Source organism: Longitalea arenae, assembly GCF_016924755.1.
GTDB lineage: Bacteria > Bacteroidota > Bacteroidia > Chitinophagales > Chitinophagaceae > Niastella > Niastella arenae.
In genome coordinates this window covers 246,125-265,341 of the sequence record NZ_JAFFJX010000006.1, presented here as the reverse complement: position 1 = coordinate 265,341, position 19,217 = coordinate 246,125, and the positions used below count along the sequence as shown (strand labels likewise).

At 47.3% G+C, this 19,217-nt stretch carries 15 protein-coding genes; 10 read left to right on the top strand and 5 right to left on the bottom strand.

Annotated elements, in window-relative coordinates; all coding sequences use genetic code 11:
- Positions 1 to 4: 4 nt before the first annotated feature.
- Positions 5 to 1,534, bottom strand: coding sequence for an OmpP1/FadL family transporter (locus JT717_RS15820; RefSeq protein ID WP_205511468.1), 1,530 nt, complete (start codon positions 1,532 to 1,534; stop codon positions 5 to 7).
- 216 nt (positions 1,535 to 1,750) lie between these two features.
- Positions 1,751 to 2,587, bottom strand: a complete 837-nt coding sequence (locus tag JT717_RS15815) for a hypothetical protein (protein ID WP_205511467.1) — start codon at positions 2,585 to 2,587, stop codon at positions 1,751 to 1,753.
- A gap of 322 nt (positions 2,588 to 2,909) precedes the next feature.
- Here JT717_RS15815 and proS point away from each other — a divergent pair, with 322 nt between their 5' ends.
- On the top strand, positions 2,910 to 4,388 hold the full coding sequence (proS, locus tag JT717_RS15810) for a proline--tRNA ligase (protein WP_205511466.1): 1,479 nt from the start codon (positions 2,910 to 2,912) through the stop codon (positions 4,386 to 4,388).
- A gap of 267 nt (positions 4,389 to 4,655) precedes the next feature.
- Positions 4,656 to 5,138, top strand: coding sequence for a DUF5362 family protein (locus JT717_RS15805; protein ID WP_205511465.1), 483 nt, complete (start codon positions 4,656 to 4,658; stop codon positions 5,136 to 5,138).
- 147 nt (positions 5,139 to 5,285) lie between these two features.
- On the opposite strand, the gene JT717_RS15800 is transcribed toward JT717_RS15805, so the two are convergent.
- Positions 5,286 to 6,050 carry an RDD family protein gene (locus JT717_RS15800; RefSeq protein ID WP_205511464.1) on the bottom strand — a complete coding sequence of 255 codons (765 nt, stop codon included), beginning with the start codon at positions 6,048 to 6,050 and terminating at the stop codon, positions 5,286 to 5,288.
- A gap of 282 nt (positions 6,051 to 6,332) precedes the next feature.
- Between JT717_RS15800 and JT717_RS15795 the strand changes: the two genes are divergently transcribed.
- The 7 genes from JT717_RS15795 to truB all read left to right on the top strand — a co-directional run bounded on the left by JT717_RS15795 (position 6,333) and on the right by truB (position 13,815).
- Positions 6,333 to 7,301 carry a stage II sporulation protein M gene (locus JT717_RS15795; protein WP_205511463.1) on the top strand — a complete coding sequence of 323 codons (969 nt, stop codon included), beginning with the start codon at positions 6,333 to 6,335 and terminating at the stop codon, positions 7,299 to 7,301.
- Between the two features lie 15 nt (positions 7,302 to 7,316).
- Positions 7,317 to 8,144, top strand: a complete 828-nt coding sequence (locus JT717_RS15790) for a DUF4129 domain-containing protein (RefSeq protein ID WP_205511462.1) — start codon at positions 7,317 to 7,319, stop codon at positions 8,142 to 8,144.
- A 23-nt stretch (positions 8,145 to 8,167) separates the two neighbouring features.
- A complete protein-coding gene (locus tag JT717_RS15785) occupies positions 8,168 to 9,409 on the top strand; it encodes a DUF4350 domain-containing protein (RefSeq protein ID WP_205511461.1) in 1,242 nt (413 codons plus the stop codon).
- A gap of 3 nt (positions 9,410 to 9,412) precedes the next feature.
- Positions 9,413 to 10,387, top strand: a complete 975-nt coding sequence (locus JT717_RS15780) for an AAA family ATPase (RefSeq protein ID WP_205511460.1) — start codon at positions 9,413 to 9,415, stop codon at positions 10,385 to 10,387.
- Between the two features lie 189 nt (positions 10,388 to 10,576).
- On the top strand, positions 10,577 to 11,923 hold the full coding sequence (locus tag JT717_RS15775) for a DUF58 domain-containing protein (RefSeq protein WP_205511459.1): 1,347 nt from the start codon (positions 10,577 to 10,579) through the stop codon (positions 11,921 to 11,923).
- 48 nt (positions 11,924 to 11,971) lie between these two features.
- Positions 11,972 to 13,030 (top strand): hypothetical protein, encoded by a 1,059-nt coding sequence (locus JT717_RS15770; protein ID WP_205511458.1) that lies wholly within the window; start codon positions 11,972 to 11,974, stop codon positions 13,028 to 13,030.
- A gap of 86 nt (positions 13,031 to 13,116) precedes the next feature.
- Entirely contained in the window at positions 13,117 to 13,815 is a 699-nt protein-coding gene (truB, locus tag JT717_RS15765) for a tRNA pseudouridine(55) synthase TruB (RefSeq protein WP_205511457.1), read from the top strand.
- Between the two features lie 176 nt (positions 13,816 to 13,991).
- Here the strand turns inward: truB and JT717_RS28815 are convergent, their stop codons facing one another.
- Positions 13,992 to 16,301: a BamA/TamA family outer membrane protein gene (locus JT717_RS28815; RefSeq protein WP_205511456.1), complete on the bottom strand. Its 2,310-nt coding sequence runs from the start codon at positions 16,299 to 16,301 to the stop codon at positions 13,992 to 13,994.
- A gap of 87 nt (positions 16,302 to 16,388) precedes the next feature.
- On the opposite strand from JT717_RS28815, the gene JT717_RS15755 reads away from it, so the two are divergent.
- A complete protein-coding gene (locus tag JT717_RS15755; RefSeq protein ID WP_205511455.1) occupies positions 16,389 to 17,123 on the top strand; it encodes a TrmH family RNA methyltransferase in 735 nt (244 codons plus the stop codon).
- Positions 17,124 to 17,296: 173 nt separating this feature from the next.
- Here the strand turns inward: JT717_RS15755 and JT717_RS15750 are convergent, their stop codons facing one another.
- Complete coding sequence (locus tag JT717_RS15750; protein WP_205511454.1) at positions 17,297 to 19,189, bottom strand: DUF3858 domain-containing protein; 1,893 nt, start codon at positions 19,187 to 19,189, stop codon at positions 17,297 to 17,299.
- Between the last annotated feature and the right edge of the window lie 28 nt (positions 19,190 to 19,217).

Here is a 19,217-nt window from a genome sequence, read left to right as displayed (position 1 = left end):
TCGATTATATTTTGAAACCAAAGGTCAGTAATACCTGTCCGATGCCACTTTTTACATTGGCAAAGGGAACGCCTTTATCCGGTAAGCGGTATGGAATATTAACATCCCGGGAAATACTATGCACATAGGTAAGGTCTACAAAGATGCCTTTATCACGATATCCCAGACCGCCGCTGATATTGGTTCTACCCGCTTTGAACATCTTTTCTTCATAAGGGCTTCCATAATAAGCAAAACCCAGGCGGGTCATAAGGGTATTGAATTTTAATTCGCCCCCCACCCGGAAATTAAAAGCGCCTTTATAATCCTGTTTAACCACTTTGTTCACGTCGTCGAAATAGCTCTCATCATCGTCTGCCTCGGCAGCACTGAAACGCGTAGAGCCATAAGTGACATATTCCAGGTCTGCAGTAATAAAGCCTCTTTGCCGGCTAACATCCTCCACTTCATTGAACACGTATGAGCCGCTTACCAGGAATTTCCAGGGTGAGCTCATATCGTATTTATAAACCGGGTTGCTGCCAAAATAATCGGAGGTGACACTGTCAACCGGATCATTTCCGAACAAACGCTCTACATCTGTCACCATTTTGGTGCTTATCTGGTCTTTCAATCCGAATATAGTGGGGGTATGAATGGCAAGGCCAATACGGGTTTGCGAAGCGGGTTTAAAAATAATACCCAGTTTGGCATTCAAGCCTACGCCGGTAGTAGTGAGTTTTTCTTCATACCGGGCATAGCTGAAATCATTGTCCAGGTCACCGCTGGGATCCGATTCTTTAAGCGTCTGGCGACGTTCGTATCTTAAGATAGGAACGCCAACACTGCCCCCGATATAAAATTTGTCCTGCAGGTTACCGGCGTAACCAAGGGCTATTTCCGTAATGCCGCCGCGGGTAGTAGCCCAGTATTCCTGGTCAACCGCGTTCAGGTATTCGGGCCGGCCAACCACCTGTAATTGTCCATTTAGCGTAACCGTATCGATCAGGTATGTATGAATGGCCGATTTGGTGCCCAGGGAAAGATAGGGGGAGGTCTGGTAGTCCCCGATATCAACGCCCGACTCGGCTAATTGCACAGCATACACTTCAGAGAAGGAGCTTGAATCATTAATGCCGCGGTAATACACTGAATTATTGAAATTGGCCATGCGGTTAATGGCAATGCTGAAAGCCTTGCTCACCCATCTGCTGCCCGGGTCGTTGGTGGCCGATACAAAACCTGAGGTGCTGAAATTAAAGCGGCTGATATTATCACTGGTTGAATTCATGCCCAGGTATTCGCCCTTACTTTTCGCCAGGGTTAAACCTGGCGTCAGCACAATTTCGCTCAGTTTGTAAAAACCCAAACCGGCGGGGTTAACAAAGGTATTCGTTATTTCACCACCCAGTGAACCTACAGCGCCGCCGATGGCCTGGCTGCGCGCGGTGCCTGAGGGTACGTTCCAGTTCAAACGGATAACATCTTCTGGTAACTGTGACATTGCCTGTTGGCCGATCAATAGAACTACTGCTATCGTTATTGTATACTTCATGGTGCGTCATTACATTAAAAACGGTAAACCTGAAATGCTACCCCGGCAAACGACCCGCCAGTGGCGAAGTTTTGTACCGGTATTTCATGTTTACCGTTGTATAAAAGACATTTATCTTATTCTAGTAAAACAGGATCGATCCTGATCTGTAAAAACCAATTTGTTTTTTAAAGAGTGTTATGCGTTGCCAACAGCCGCCCGACCATTGGTTGTTGATTATCTTCCACCACGGCTTGGTCTGCCGCCACCGCCACCACTGCTTCCGCCGGATGAGCCACCCGATGAAGGGGAGTAACTTCTAACCGGTGAAGATGATGGAGGAGGTGAGTACGATGGCCTTGAGTTAGACTGCGACTGGGGCGTATAATAACTGTCATTGCTTCTGCTGGGATAAACCCTGCGCAATCCACCTGAATTCTCGTTATTATAGTAGCTGCCGCTGGTACTTGAACGGCCATTGGGGTTTGAATAGTAATTGCTCCTGCGGCTGGTGGTGGTATTACTGCGGTTATAGTAATTCTTGTTACTATAACTTGCCATATTGAAATTACGCACCGACTGGTACACCACCGGGTTGGTTTTCGGACTGCCTACAATAAAACCGGGACAGTATGGATTATAATAGCTGTTCCAGTTATAGTAGCTGTTCCAATAGGAACCGAACGACCAGGGATTGTAAGCCCAGGGGTTATAAAAGCCATAACCGCCATATGGGCTATAGGGGCTGCCATAGAAACCGCCATATGAATAGGGGGAATACATACCATAGTACCCGCCATTGTATTGCCAGTCGTTCATATAGGCATAGTCGTCAAAGGTACTCCAGCGGCTTCCATAACGACGCATACGCAGGTAATTGTCATCCGGGCTGGTATTTCTTTCGTAACGGTCGTAGCTGCGGCCACGTCTGTTATTATCAACGGTGACATACGAATCCTCCGTACGTCCGGGAGAATAGTACACATCATCCGGTGTTTGGCCAGACCGGTACACCGAACAGCTGGATAAGGCAGCCATCGCCAATACAACAGGAAGTATATTTAGGAACCTCATAGTTATGGTTTTACGTTATGCTGACTAATAATTTGAAACCAATTCACAACTCGTTTTACAACGCTAAATGTTACTTTTGCGTTTTTCCGAATTAAAGTTACAATAAAAAGACAGCCGCAACGAGGAAATTATTGCATGGCGATTGTTAAAGTTTGACGGTAAAGCACCTGATAATGAGGACGGAAGGGGAATTGGGTTGGGATTAAATGATAATTAAAAAATAGCGATATCAGTCAAAGGAACCAGATTGGTCAAAGTGGTCAAAAGAGTCAAATCAGTCAAAGGAGTTAAAGCAGTCAAAGAGTTCCATAAAAAATAAAACATGAGCAAAGAGATCACCAGCCGGAGCGCAGATTATTCGCAATGGTACAACGATTTGGTAATTAAAGGCGGCCTGGCCGATTATTCGGCGGTAAGAGGTTGTATGGTAATTAAACCTTATGGGTTTTCGCTGTGGGAGAATATGCGTGACGCCCTTGATAAAATGTTCAAGGATACCGGGCACGTAAATGCCTATTTCCCGCTCTTCGTTCCCAAAAGCCTGTTCGAGGCCGAAGAAAAGAACGCCGAAGGTTTTGCCAAGGAATGCGCCGTGGTAACGCATTACCGCTTAAAGACCGATCCTTCCAAAAAAGGCGCCCTCATGGTTGATCCCGAAGCAAAACTGGAAGAAGAACTGGTCGTTCGCCCCACCAGTGAAGCCATCATCTGGAATACCTACAAAAACTGGATCCAGTCGTACCGTGATCTGCCTTTGCTGATCAACCAATGGGCCAACGTGGTTCGCTGGGAAATGCGTACCCGCCTCTTCCTGCGCACTGCTGAGTTCTTATGGCAGGAAGGCCATACCGCCCATGCTACCGCCCAGGAAGCCGTTGCCGAAACCGTTCAAATGCTGAACGTGTATGCCGATTTTGTAGAGAACTGGATGGCCCTGCCCGTGATCAAAGGCGTAAAAACGGAAAATGAACGTTTTGCCGGCGCCGTTGACACCTATTGCATCGAAGCCCTGATGCAGGATGGCAAAGCCCTGCAGGCCGGTACATCGCATTTCCTGGGACAGAATTTTGCCAAAGCCTTTGATGTGAAATTTTCTGATAAGGACAATAAACTCGATTATGTATGGGCCACCAGCTGGGGCGTGAGCACCCGCCTGATCGGCGCCCTCGTAATGGCCCACAGTGATGACGATGGATTAATACTGCCACCAAAGATTGCCCCCCTGCAGGTGGTGATCGTTCCGATCTATAAAGGAGAAGAACAAAAGGCGAAGATCGATGTGAAAGTGCAGGACCTGGTAAAGCAATTGAAGGCCCTGGGTGTGCGCGTAAAATATGACGATAACGACAATGCCCGGCCCGGCTGGAAATTTGCCGAATATGAAATGAAGGGAGTGCCCGTTCGTATTGCCCTGGGCTTACGTGATCTTGAGAACAATACGGTGGAACTGGCCCGCCGCGATACAAAAGAAAAACAAAGCGTGTCTATGGACGGACTGCCCGAGCGTATTGTACAATTGCTGGCCGATATTCAGCAGGCTATTTACAATAGGGCGCTGGCCTACCGCGATTCCCATATCACCCCTGTAAACAGCTGGGATGAGTTTGTGAACACCCTGAATGAAAAAGGTGGTTTTGTATCGGCTTTCTGGGACGGCACTGCTGAAACCGAAGAGGCTATTAAAGACAAGACCAAGGCTACCATCCGTTGTATTCCGCTCGATAACCCGCAGGAAGACGGTGTATGTGTGTTCTCGGGCAAACCTGCCAAACAACGGGTATTGTTCGCGCAAGCCTACTAAATGATTGCTGATTTCTGATTTAGAGATTTCTGATTTTGAGATTTAGAGATTTTGAGATTTAAAAATCCCAAGATCTCTAAATCCCGAATTGGAATCGGGAAATCTCGCAATCAAGAAACCACAAAATCAAGAAATCAAGAAATCGCAAAATCCCGAAATCCCGAATTCCCGAAATCCCGAATTCCCGAAATCAAGAAATCCCGAAATCAAGAAATCATTTGCCTATCTTGTATGTCATCCGCCTTCCATTAACCAAAAACACTGAATATGGAACAATACAATCAAGCCACTACAGGAGCCGGTCAGCATTTATTTGAGCTGCAGGTCGATCAGCAAAGCATCAGTTACCTGGGTGAAACTGCCCGCTGGGCAAGATTCCTGTCGATCGTTGGATTTGTATTGTGTGGGTTGATGATCATTTTTGCCTTGTTTGCGGGAAGCATACTCACTACTTTCGCCCGGCTGGGCAACCGGGATGCGCTCACCAGCAACATGGGACTCGGTGGGGCTTTTGTTTCCCTTGTTTATATTGTAATTGCGCTCTTATATTTCTTTCCCTGTTTATACCTCTTTAATTTTTCGGGCAAAATGCAAATGGCCTTGCGGAACAACGACCAAACGCATTTAAACGCCTCTTTTGCCAACCTGAAATCCTGCTTCAAGTTCGTGGGCATTCTCACGATCGTTTTTCTCTCGTTTTATTTACTGGGAACTATCGTAGTGGTGTCGGTTGCTTCGATGATGCGGTAAACAATGTGATAATGTGATAATTTGATAATGTGATAATGAATTACAGGGATAGTCGATGCCTGCTCGTGCGGATCGCCTTTTCTCAGAATGCCTGGCGGGAGGTCATTATCGAATTATCAAATTATCGAATTATCACATTTGTCAGTCCTAGTTGGTCGAATAATAATTATAATCCTTCAACAATGTTTGTAAGAATTCCAGTGAATCCTGGTCGCTGTTCATTTTGAGTTTTGACTGAATGCGATCGGCTATCTTGAGCGCCAGGTCGTGGTCGTTGCGCTTTTTCACGGTCTCAATGATATTCTTCAGGGTGTTGATATCACGGTCGCTCAGCTGCATCACCTGCGGATAGCGGGGCTGATAGGTAGATTCCACCTCGGTGAATACCGTATCCTGCCAGGAAGTGCGGTGTTTAAGATCGATGAGAATGGTACCGGCCACCAGGTCGCCCACCCGTTGGGAATGAGGCGTGGCAATGGTGCAGATCAAACCGGCAAACAAAAAGATGACCACCCACCAGGTGGAATAGCCACTCGCTACCCCAAGGAAGAGCAGCACGGGAAAATCAATGATGCGGAATAACCAGCGGATCAGGAACTGGCTCACGGAAGGTTGTCCGCCCTGCAGGGTCATTACCTTTATTTGCATGGCCATTTTACCAATACTCTGGCCGTTCATGATGATTTCGGAAAGCAGGTGATAACAAATGAAAGGCAGTAAAAACAATACCACGATCCACAGCTCATCATTCCAGCGGAAGCTGGTGAGCGCATCGAGAAATTTGGAGCCCAGCCACAGGTAGGTTCCCTGAATGGTAGCATCGATCAACCAGGCAAAAAAGCGGCGGTGAAAAGGGCTCAGCGCAAATTCCACTTCAATGTTAAAACCGGTATCTAATTTTACTTGCAGCATCTTTAACTATTACAACGTTTACCCGGTCAGGCCGGCGTTACAAGGTACAGGTTAGAGGGGGAATTCCAAAGTACGTAACCCCTGAAATTTGAAACCTGGCCCCTGAAACCTCAAAATCCTATATTGTTTACTTATAATGTATTATATGTAATAATTCCGATGTCGGTAACAAGAATATCTGTTTCCCAACGTTATAACGTTCAAAATTTTACTATTATATTTACTTGAGCCATTTATTTTGGGCCTGAATAGGTAGATTTGAAACCATAAAAATACGTCTGAGTGAGAGAAGGACTATTTATAAAGAAAAATATTGATAAGTGGAGAAAGTACCAATATGAAACAACCACCGATCCAGATGAAATGGCGCAGCAGTTCACCGAACTGGTAAATGACCTTGGTTATTCCAAAACTTTCTATCCGCACAGCAAGGTGACCCAGTATCTGAACGACCTGGCATCGCGCATTTACCTCGACATTTATAAAAACAAAAGGGAAGAAACTTCCCGGGTGGGCCGTTTCTTTAAAACGGAGCTGCCTTTAACGGTGCGCAAACATCACCGGGAGATCTTATATGCTTTTCTCATTTTTGTTGGTTTTGCGGTTATGGCGGCTTTTTCGGCAGCCCATGATGAAAGTTTTGTAAGAGGGGTATTGGGGGATGGCTATGTTGAAATGACCGAAGCAAATATTGCCAAAGGCGATCCCTTCGGTGTGTACAAGCAAACCAATCCCGCCAACATGTTTGCTTACATTGCTTTGAATAATATCTATGTTTCTTTCCAGGTTTTTGTATGGGGCCTGTTCCTGGGCCTGGGCAGTGTATATGAATTGTTCATTAACGGCGTAATGGTAGGTTCATTCCAGTATTATTTCTTTGCCAAGAACCTGGGCTGGCCTTCGGTGCTGGTGATCTGGATCCATGGTACCCTGGAAATATCCGCTATTATTTTATCCGGCGCAGCCGGGTTAATTATCGGTAACAGCATATTATTTCCCGGTTCACATAAACGCTTGCATTCCCTCATGCAGGGGGCGAAAGACGGATTGAAATTAATGATCGCGCTGGTACCGATCCTGATCGCCGCCGCCTTCCTGGAAGGATTCGTTACCCGGTATTCTTATTCATCCATGCCGCAGTGGGTAAGCATCTTGATCCTGGCCCTGTCTTTCATTTTTATCTTTTGGTATTTTGTGTGGTACCCCATCCAGGTACAACGCCGAACAAAAGCCGAAAAAGCCCTTACATAAATTTTAGCCTTACTGATGAATGATCTTGCTTCATACCGGTTGTTGATACCCACTGTTAAAAGGATACAGCGAATAGCCTGCCTGGCTGTTTTGCTTGCCTGTTCAGCGGGTATGCAGGCGCAGGTAAAAGAATACGATTCTACCACGGCTGTTATTGAAGAGGCGCTTGCAGAAGAACCCACCAACGATACGGATGCCGAAGAAAATTATAAATTGCCCGAACCGCCCCAATACCGGCAGGTTCCTGATTCTGTAGTAAAGGAATTGCAGCGCCAGAAAGAATTCGCCTATGCGAATGATCCTGCTTACTGGGCCCGTGACCCGGAAACAGCCAGGGAGCCCCGCAAGCGCAGCAAGGGGTTCTGGGATTATTTCTTCAACTTCTTTTCAGGATCTGCCGTACGCACCATTACCTACGCGGTACTGATCGCCTTTTTCCTCTTCGTTATTTACCGCATAATAGTAGTGAATAAGCTCTTCCTGTTCTATTCATCCGGTAAAACAAAAGCAGTAGCCGATGGCGAAGCCATCGATATCGAGGATGAGAACCTGGATGAAAAGATCCGGAAAGCCGTAGCGGCCAGGGAACATCGCCCCGCCGTACGGTTCATGTACCTGAAAGCCCTGCAGCTTTTGAATGAGCGGCAATGGATCAGGTACCATGCCGATGGCACCAACTATGAGTATGTGATGCAGATGAGCGCCCATAAACTGGGCAATGCATTCAGTTCACTCACCCGCGTATATGATTATGTGTGGTATGGTGAGTTTACACTGACTGAAGAACAGTTTGATATAGTACATAACAATTTCAGCCACTTTTACAACGCCCTTCATTCTTGAAACCGATTATACGATATCGATTTTTGATCTGCTGGCTGGTGGCGTTAACCGGTCTTATCGCCAGTTGTGGTTCCGGCTCAAAACGTATTAACAAACGGGTGACCCTTTGGCGTACCGATAAGATACCTTATGGTACTTATTATGCGTATGAGCAGCTGGAGCATCTTTTTCCCGATGCCTCGGTGCTGATCAATAAAAGATCACCCGACCGGTACAAGACCTTTAGCCTGAAAAATAAAGAGGAGGAAGAAGAAGCCTACAATAACTACGATGATCAAAAGACCAACTACATCATCATCACCAACCAGGTTATTCCCGATGACGATGAAATAGCCGCCTTATTAGGTATGGTAGCCCGGGGGCAGCACGTGTTCATTTCCGCCCTGCGCATCAGTGAAACCCTGCTCGACAGCCTGCATTTAAAGACCGCTTTTTATACCAGCGCCTATAATACCGACGATTCGCTCACCGTAAGCGTGCAGCATCCGGTGTCGGGTGATTCGCAATCGTACACCTATCCCGGTTATGCCCTTGACAACTATTTCGTAGAGGTGGATTCTTCCATTACTTCCATCTTGGGAAAAGACAAGAACGGCCGGCCCAATTTTGTACAATTCAATTACGAAGGCGGTGGATCGCTGTACATTCACCTGGCGCCGATCACTTTTTCCAATTTCTTTTTATTGCACAAGAATAACAAAACATACTACGATAACGTATTGTCATACCTGCCGAAGAACAGTGATGTGGTGCGCTGGGATGAATATTTCAGGTACCATACGAAAGGGAATGACAACGGTTCGGGCGGAAAAGGGAAAGGCCTTTTTGGCGCGGGCAGCTGGTTGAGCAAACAACCCGGATTTGCCATGGCGCTGCCCTTATTGCTGATCCTGATGTTGATCATTTATCTGTTTGAAAGCAAACGCAAGCAACGCATCATACCGGTAATACAACCCCTGAAGAACGCTTCCGTCGATTTCGTTAAAACCATCGGCCGCCTGTATTTTCAGCGACACGATAACAAGAACCTGGCGCAAAAGATGATCGTGCATTTTCAGGATCATGTGCGCAGCCGGTACGGCATCCGCGCTTCCCTGAACGATCCGGAATTTGAGAAAAGACTGGCCTGGAAAACAGGCTATGATGTGAATGCCCTGAAAGACCTGCTGTACTTCATGAACATGTTGCAGGATGATTACAGTGTAAGCGATGAAGCTTTGCTTGAACTGAACCGTAAATTGGAGCATTTTTATAAACACGCATAATACATGGAAAACTTTTTCGATGTTAGAACCGATCTCAGCGCATTGCAGCAATCGGTACAAACCTTAAAACAGGAAATAGGTAAGGTGATCGTTGGGCAGGAACAGATGGTTGAACTACTGCTGGCTGCTGTGTTGGCCGATGGACATGTTCTTATTGAAGGTGTGCCCGGTGTAGCCAAAACCCTTACCGCCAAATTGCTGAGCAGAAGCATTTCGGTTGGTTTTTCACGTATCCAGTTCACCCCCGACCTGATGCCCAGTGATGTGATCGGTACATCCATTTTCAATCCCAAGGATTCTACTTTTCAATTCAATAAAGGACCCATCTTCAGCAATATCGTGCTGATAGATGAGATCAACCGCGCCCCGGCCAAAACCCAGGCCGCCCTGTTTGAAGTCATGGAAGAGCGCCAGATAACGGTCGACGGTCATTCTTACCAGTTATCGATGCCCTTCATGGTGGTAGCTACGCAGAACCCCATTGAACAGGAAGGTACCTATCATTTACCGGAAGCCCAGCTGGACCGCTTCCTGTTTAAGATAAATGTATCGTACCCCAGTGCCGAACAGGAGTTCCATATCGTTTTGCAGCACCACCAGCAAAACCTGGGCGATATGATCAACAAGGTATCTACGGTGCTTTCGGCTACCCAGATCCAGGAGATCCGCAAACAGGTGCGCAGCATTCATGTAGAAGAAAAGCTGATCACCTTTATTACAACCATTGTAGCCAATACCCGTAACCATAAATCCATTTACCTGGGCGCATCGCCCCGGGCTTCAATAGGCATTCTGAATGGCGCCAAAGCGCTGGCATCCATGCGGGGCCGCGATTTCGTTACGCCCGATGATATCATTTATATCATTCCGCCGGTATTACGCCACCGGGTGGTATTAACGCCGGAAAAGGAAATGGAAGGAGCGAGTACCGATGATGTGATACAGCAGATAATTACGAGTATAGAGGTACCGAGGTAGTTGCCGAAATATTTCGGCGTTTATGGTTTATAGTTTATGGTTTATTGTTCTTTAACGTTCAGCAGCCCAATTTCATTTCAACCTCAGGATTTCAAGGTTTGAGTATGCTGCTATTTGTGAGCAGCTGCGAAACAGGATAACCACAAACAACAAACCACAAACCACAAACTCTTTATTTTTTAACCCTACATGAATTTTTACAAAACATACATACTACCATTATTCTTCGCTCGCCGGTTCTACTGGTCTTTCGTAGCTGTGATCCTGCTCTTTGTGCTGTCTTACAGCTGGCCTGTACTGTACACGGTAGCGCAGATCTGTTGCTGGTTCCTGCTGGCGATGGTGATGCTCGATTATGGCTTGCTGTTCTTTCGCAAGGAAGGATTACGCATCGAGCGCAGGGTGAGCGACCGGTTCAGCAATGGGGATGTCAATAAAGTGCAGCTGTTCATTACCAACCGCTTTCATTTCCGGGTTCAGCTCAGGATCATCGACGAGATCCCTGTGCAGTTCCAGCAACGGGATTTTTCCGTAGCGGCCACTTTGAACAGCGATGAAACCCAGAACATCGTATACACCCTCCGGCCTGTGGAAAGAGGGGAATACATCTTCCATGATACCAACGTGTTTGTAAAAAGCCCTTTACAACTGGTGGTGCGGCGCATCCGGAATGAAGGGGAACAGATGGTAAAAGTATTGCCCTCGTATTTGCCATTGCGCCAGTTTGAATTACTGGCCTATTCCAATAACCTGGCAGAAGCAGGCAGCCGCAAGATCCGCAAGATCGGGCATAGCCTGGAGTTTGAACAGATCAAGGAATATGTGACCGGCGACGATATCCGCAGCATTAACTGGAAAGCGACCGCCCGCAAAGGCGGACAGCTCATGGTGAACAATTATACCGACGAACGCAGTCAGCAGGTATATTGTATCATCGATAAAGGCCGCGTGATGAAGATGCCCTTCGAAGGCATGACCCTGCTCGACTATGCCATCAATGCCACCCTGATCTTATCGCGGGTAGCGCTCATAAAACAGGACCGGGCCGGACTGGTTACCTTTGCTGAAAATATCGGCCATTTTCTACCGGCCGACCGCAAAGCGGCGCAGATGGGACATATCCTGGAAACCCTCTACAATCAGCAAACGAAGTTCCTGGAAAGCGATTTTGAAAAACTGTATGCGCATATCCGAACCCGGATCTCGCAACGCAGCCTGATTGTGTTATTCACCAATTTTGAATCTTTGTCAGGTTTGCAGCGGCAGCTGCCCTATATCAGGCATATTGCCCGCAATCACCTGGTGCTGGTGGTCTTCTTTGAGAATACCGAGCTGCGCCAGCTCACCGATGATCCGGCAGAAGATATTGAAACGCTGTACACAAAGACCATTGCCGAGAAATTTGTATATGAAAAGCGGCTGATCGTAAAAGAATTGCAGCAGCACGGCATTTTCACTATTTTAACAGCACCGCAAAACCTCACCATCAACACCGTGAACAAGTACCTCGAGCTGAAGGCCCGGCAGGCGATCTGATGGCAGCATAAACCAGTAAAACCTTTAACCACATAAGCAACCTTCCATATGAAACAACTTGCAAAAGGCATCTGCCTGGTCCTGATGGCCGGCGCCTGCAACAATACCGTATATGCCCAGCACAATGATAAGAGCACGGAACTGCTTCAACTGATGCCCAAACGAACAACGATCAGTTCCGCCAATTTTTCCCAGGTAGAAGTAGTAGATACCCGCTTCGATACGGTGCAGCTTGGTTTTATTCAAAAAGGCGGCCTCAACAGAAAAGAGAATCTGGTGCTCACACAACCCCTGAAAAACGAGCTGGCTTCCATTGCCGGTAAAATGCTCCGCGAGGCCCAAAAACAGGAAGGCACCCTGCTCATCAATATCCGTAATTTCAATATAGGCGAAGTAAGTGCCGGACTAACCGAAAAAGGAACCTTTACTTTTAATGCCGGATTTTATATAAAACAGGGAGCTGGTTACAATTTCCTCTTCGCTATTGACAGTACGGTTACGGTAAAAGCGGGTAGCGAGCTGGACGTGACCACAAAATTACTCGACACGGTGCCCGAGATCCTGGCCGGCTATCTTAAACAGGCTGCCGGTTTTGATCTGAGCAAGGCAGGAACCAAACAATATACAGCATACGAAATAGAGCATATTGTTGAATTGGAAAAAAAGGAAATACCCGTTTATAGTCTTGAGCTGCCGAAAAAAGGGCTTTATACCAGTTATGAAGATTTTAAGAATAACCGGCCTTCGCGCGAAGATGTGATCATTCAAAACAAAAAAGGCTTTAGCCGTCCCTTTATCTTCGAGATGAAAGAGAATGGAAAAAAAGGGGTGGAGATCAAGCACAAATATTACTACGTTGTTTGTGACGGCGAAAAAATGTTCGTCTCCAACGCATATGGTTTATATCCTTTAACGAAGCAGGGCAATGATTTTTGCTTTACCGGTATAGGAAAAGATGACATGGACGTGGGCACTGCAGCCCTGGCCGGGGCGCTGCTGGGCGTTGTGGGCGGAATCGCTGCTTCAAAGAATGATCTTGCCCTCTTTGAATTCAGAATTGATCATTTAACCGGCAATTTCATAGCAGTAAAAAAACTGAAAGATTAATTTCTTTATAATTCCGGAATGATGGTTCAATGGAGTTGTACGATCGCAATCCGTTGAACCATCATTTTTATTAGCTTCGCACCCAAATGCAACAGGCGCCTAAAAATATTTTTGAGGAAGGAGAGGTTTTATTGATCAATAAACCCCTTGAGTGGACCTCCTTTGATGTAGTCAGAAAGATCCGGAATACGATCAAAATAAAAAAAGTGGGTCATGCGGGAACCCTTGATCCCCTGGCAACCGGTTTGTTGATCCTGTGCACCGGTAAATTCACCAAGCGTATTAACGAATATATGGCGCAGGAAAAGGAGTACACGGGCACCTTTACTTTTGGCGCCACTACGCCTACCTACGACCTCGAAAGCGAACCGCAGGATTTCAAAGATTTTAATGGTATTACGCCTGAACAATTAGCCGCCATTGCCCGGCAGTTCACCGGTAATCTTTTGCAGGTTCCGCCCATGCATTCGGCCATTAAAAAAGATGGCAAAAGGGTATATGAGCTGGCCCGTAAAGGCCAAACCATCGAACTGGAACCCCGCAAGATCCTGATCAGTGAATTTGAATTTACAAAGATCGAATTGCCGGTGGCGCACTTCAGGGTGGTTTGTTCAACCGGAACCTATATCCGCAGCCTTGCCAATGATGTAGGCCAGGCCGCAGGATGCGGCGCTTATCTCAGCAGCCTTTGCCGTACGCGTATCGGCGCATTCACCCTGGATCAGGCTATGACCATGGAGGAAGCGTTGGAAAGGATAAACCAGTTGGTGAAAGCTAACCAGTGAATGGTCAGTAATATATTGGTGAGTTGCAGGTTGCAGGTTACAGGGCTTATTGTCAGCATCCGAAGCAAGCGTTGCCAACCAAATTGGCAGCTATAAATCATGTATGAAATTTGTAACCTGGAACCTGTAAGGCATGATTGGTAAACCTTACAACCAGGAGATCAGGAACCAGCTGATTAGAAGGGATATCCAATGCCCAACTGAAACTGCCCGTTCAATATGCGCAGGTCGTTGAACCATCCATCATTTTTATAGGCATAGAGCGGGTCCTTGATCCGGTAGGCCCAGTCGAGCCGGATGAGGAAGAAGTCGAAGTCGAACCGCAAGCTGCTGCCGGCGCCAATGGCAATGTCTTTGTACAGGCGGTCGATAGCGAAAGAGGCTTCCGGTATTTTTTCTTTGCTGGCCGGATCAAACTCCTTGCTCCAGATATTTCCAATGTCAACGAACAATGCGCTGTTCACCTTGATGCCAGCAATGGTGGTGATCGGAAAGCGGTATTCCGCATTCAATTCAATTTGCATATTGCCGAAGCGTTCGATGCCGCTGGTGTCACGTTTGTCGTAGAGGTTGGAGGAGCCGGGACCTAGACGCCGGATAGGCCAGGCGCGCATGCTGTAGGGACCGCCCGCAAAAAACGCTTTGAAGAATGGCAGGTTGTTCTCATTTACGATCTTGCTGGGCCCGGTGGTAGCCGTGTCGGTTTTACCGTATACAAAACCATAACCGGCAAAAGCCCTGAAAGCCCAGGAAGAATGCGGCTTATTGATCACATGTTTCCACTCGCCGTCAATTTTTATAAAGCGCGCCAGGGAGCCCAGCTCCAGGTTTTTGATCAGTCCGAATAAGGCGCCGCTTTCCTCTATGCGGGCCCGCAGGAGGGTGAGTTTATTGTCTCTTTCAGCCCCGGTCGACAGGCTCAGGATCTGGCTGATGATAAGTCCGCTGTTGAAAGCGAACTTGTAGGAACTGACCCTGTCTTCCAGTTTCAATAAGCTATCGGTTTTGGTTACATCGGTATATTCAAAATTGATGGGCACGTATTGCCAGGTCTTGCGCCATCTTTGTCCCACCAACTCCTGGTCTTCGCGGCGGCGGCCCTTGATCCATTCATACCCCCAGGAAGCGTTGAATGAATGGGATTTATACAACAGGAAGCGGTCGGTGTACGCGGCGTTGAGGTTTAACAGCGTGCGTGGCGCGATCAGGCTGTCGGTCTTTATTCTGATGGGCGAAATGAATTTCGGGAAATTGATGGTATGCGCCAGGCTGGCCTGCAGGGTTTGAATGATATTTGTTCCCAGCTCAATGCCAAACCGGGCACTGGTCACCGTTTGAATGGCTTCGCGATAAGCGTTCCGGTTCAGCAGGCGGCCGTTCAAACCGATGCCGAATAACTGTCCGGTCGACAGGATGTCGCTGACGTTGCGGCTGGTTTCGAATGATACGTTCAGGTTTTGTTTGGCCTGCGGATACAAAAGCAGTTTGGCATCGAGCAAAGGGCGGCTGCTGTCGTACCGTTCGGTCATTTCAATATCCACGTTCTGCCAGGCGCCGAGGCTGGTGAAATTGTTGATGGTTCTGAAATAGCGGCGCTGTACATACATCGATCCCGGTCGCAGGTATACGTTATTGGCAATAAAAGGCAGTTTGAACCGCCGCGAATTATAGATCAGTTTAAAACCCTTTATCGTCGCGGTATCATGCCGGGTGGAGTCAAATTCTTCGGTATAACTGGCATCGGGATACACGGTCACATTGCCTATATAAAATTTTTTTAAGCGGGTGCTGTCCTTTACCGGTTGCTGTTTCATCACCACGTTAATGGTTGGGTTCTCCCTTTTTTTCCGCAGCGAATCCAGCAGCCGGATCTGTTCAAAAGGATCCAGGGTAGGGTCTATCAGGGCCGCCACCACGGTATCTACTTCGGCAAAAATGTCTTCTTTATTCAGTTTGTAATATCCATTGTTCCTGAAAATGGTGATCAGCCGGTCCAGCTCATCCGAGAGTTTTTGCAGGGAATAGGTCTCGCCCTTTTTAAGCACCGATTTATCGAGCTGGCGCAGGGCGAGCTGCTGCAATTCCGGATTACTGAACGCATACCCGATGGAATCGAGCCGCAATACCTTGCCGGGTGTAACTGTGAATTTTACATAGGTGCGGTATTGCTTTCGCACCGTGTCAATATAAAATGTATCGCGGATCTCAGGGTGAAAATAGCCGAGCGAATGCAGGAGGCTGGTCATAAAAATGCGTGAACGGCTGATATTGGCAGTGTCGAATACCGGCTGTTTCAGTAAGATCCTGCGTACCCCGGCATAGGTAATGACCCGGGTTTTCAGGCTGTCATCGAGCTGGTTTTGCAGGCGTTCCTGCATCTGCAGGTTATCGGGAACATTGCCATCGATGTTGATGGTGGTCTTGTAAACAAAAGGTTTTCCTGGCTGAAATTTTCTGGGAACTGTACAGGAAGTTATTGACGCCACAACTAAAGCGCAGTACGCTATCCATTGAACCAATCTAAAAACAGTAACTTGCCGGGCTAATAACATATTTAGTTTAAACGGAATGCAATGTTGATTAAATCTCAGGTCAAATATATTCAAAGTTTAAGCCACAAAAAATTGAGAGATAGCGAAGGGGTATTTGTTGCCGAGGGACCGAAGCTAATTAACGAATTATTAAGTGCCCGTTTACCCCTGCAGCAGTTGTATGCCGTTAAAGAATGGATCAGTGAACAGGATAAGCAGATGGCCGGTATGGCCATGGAAATAACAACTTCAGAACTGGAGCGGATCTCCCTGTTGCAAACGCCTAACCAGGTACTGGGTATTTTTAAGAAACCGGCTTTTACGGCGGACAAGCCTCGCCGAAATACCATTTCCCTGATGCTCGATACCATTCAAGACCCGGGCAACCTGGGTACTATTATCCGTTGTGCCGACTGGTTCGGCATTTCACAGATCTTTTGCAGTGTTGATTCTGCAGATGCCTATAATCCGAAAGTAGTGCAGGCTACTATGGGCAGTATCGCGCGGGTACAGGTAGTGTATGGATCATTAACGGAAATGCTGCAACAGGAACCTGCGATCCCCACCTACGCGGCCGTTTTGAATGGGACCAGCCTGCGGCAATTGCCACCCGTTAAAGAAGGTATAATCATCATCGGTAATGAATCGAAGGGTATCAGTGAAGAACTGCTGGCGATGTGCCGTAACCGCATTACCATTCCACGCCATGGCCAGGCGGAATCACTCAATGCAGCAGTGGCAACGGGCATTATATTGTCCCACCTCGTGAATTCGTAATGTACAAAGCTTTTTATCATAAGGCATGAGTTCCAGGTTACATGTTGCAGGTTACCCGGTCTTCCCAATTAATGCCCTTTATCTTTCGTATTACTTCAGCGAATCCAGGCCGAATGCTGAGCATCGGAAACCTGGGGTTGCAGGCCCTGGAACTTCTAACCTGAAACCTGTAACTATTCTTTTTTGATCACAATACGCTGGCCGGCATCTACCTGCATATCATCAAATAATTTTTTAATGCCGGCATAGGCGGCTGCGGGAATTTTGTATTGGTTCAACCGGACGGAAGCGGTGGAATACACGGCTTTTTCTGCTTCATTATACCAGTAGCTGGTGCTATAGCTGGCATAAGGGCCCGATAGCATGGCTGGTTTGGGCAAGGCTTCCACCGTGGCGCCTGCAGGCAGTTTAAAAATGGTGGTGTCGGTAATGTCGAATGGACTTTGAAAATAGTAATCCAGTTTTCTGTTCTCTGTTTTGGGTAATTTAAGATCCCAGATCTTGTGCAGGCGCGGCGCCAGGAAGATCTTATTACCGGCTGTGAACTCCGGTATTTTTTCTATTGTCATTGTGAGCATGGTGGTGAACAGGTCCGGACTGTCTTTTTGAATATACTCAAAACTTTCAGGTTGTTTAAAACCGAGGGTAAGTACAACAGATTCTTTCTGGTCGTCTTTTTTCTCGCTGAGGATATAATCGAGTAATCCCTTATAGTGGCCATTTGACCGGAAGCAGGTAACCGTACTACCCGAACCATCATTATTCAGTTCAACGGTGGTCGTAGTGATCAGTTTGTTGCCGGCGGCGGTACTGGCGGGCGTATTTACCAGCACACCGCCTGCATCGGTTACCAGCAGGGCATTCCTGTTTTCCGTGAAGGAACCCAGGATGTCGAAATCGGCTTTTGCGCTGGTGCATTCCAGCCAGATAGAGTCCTCCGGCTGGGGAACGCAGAGGATCGCATGATCAAAACTGTTGGCCGGAAATTCCCGGTCAACCGGCTCTTTATTATAACCACCGTTGATGATGGCTATGTGGCTGTTAATGTTCACCGCTTTCAGGGCAGCCTTCATATAATTGCTCAGCCCTTTACAATCACCATATTTTTTTTGATCCGTAATATCGGCCGGAAATGGTTTCAGTCCGCCAATGCCCAGTTGAATACTTACATAGCGGAAGTTCTTTTGCAGGTAATCATAGATAAGCCGTACTTTTTCGCGGTCATCCCGCGCGTTTTTGACCAGGTCGCGGAAGAAAGCCTTTCTGTCTTCAGGCAATTCATCGAGGCCGGTATACAGTTTCCTGATCCATTCCCCGAAAGATTGCCAGGTATTGAGATCGCCTGGATTGCCATAATAAGAAAAACGGTTAGGCGCCAGCAAGATGGAAGGGTAGCGGCTTTCAGCACTTACGGCGCCTGCTTCGTTGGCGATCGGCGCCAGGTTACTCACCGTCCATTTATACAAACGGTATGCTCCTTCTTCGCTTATCTGGGGAGCCAGTTTAATATTTTTTTCTTTGTATCGCAGGTCCAGCTCCTTTGGCACTTTAGCCATGAAACTAGATCTTTCAACACCCTGGCCAGGACTTATAATGTGGTAAGGCGGGTAAAAGAGGGTGCCTTTGAAGCGGAGGGTAAATTTATATTCCACGGTAACCGGATAAGCGGCGGCGGGTACATACATACCGGTTAAAAATCCATCTTCGATCAAACCTTCGCCGGTAGCCATGGTTTGCATGTCTTTTTTCTTATACCGGCCAGTTTGCCTGCCGAGGGCATCGTACACGGTTATACTGGCATCATCGAGCAGCATGGCCTTGTTGGTGGGTACGCTGAAAGCCAGTTCCGATTTTCCTTTTTCGTTTTTGATGGTCAGTATTTTGTGCACGGTATAGGAAGCCCGGTTGATATCGGTTACTTCAAATACAATTTCCTCGAAGCGTTTGATAACATCTGCATCTTTTTGTACCGTTTCCGGCACCAGCGCCAGGTCATAGGCTGCAAGCTGCGCCTGCAGGCTGCCAGTAAAACACAAGAGGGCTATTATTAGTAAGTACTTTTTCATGGTGAATGCTGAATGGTCAATGGTGAAT